General features: G+C 46.0%; 1 protein-coding gene. It reads left to right on the top strand.

The window, feature by feature from the left end:
• Window positions 1-250, top strand: a 250-nt coding sequence (locus LIZ66_RS18470; protein ID WP_227201198.1) for a Spy0128 family protein, incomplete at both ends; no start/stop codon positions are given.

Here is a 250-nt window from a genome sequence, read left to right as displayed (position 1 = left end):
ACCGCTGAGAATAACTATACTGTAAATGGTGTAACATATGACAGCAAGACAGTTAACGTGAAAGTAACCGTAACCTACAACAAGGAGACCGGCGAGCTGAAAGCGGAACTGGCAAAGGACAGCGAAGCAATTGCATTCCAGAACAGCTATGAAACAAAAACCAGCATCGGACTGGAAGGAACCAAGAGCCTGAGCGGAAGAACCCTGAAGGATGGCGAGTTTACATTTGAAGTAAAAGACAAGGCCGGAA

The organism is Blautia faecis (assembly GCF_020554845.1).
GTDB lineage: Bacteria > Bacillota > Clostridia > Lachnospirales > Lachnospiraceae > Blautia_A > Blautia_A faecis.
This window is presented reverse-complemented; position numbering and strand designations above follow the sequence as displayed.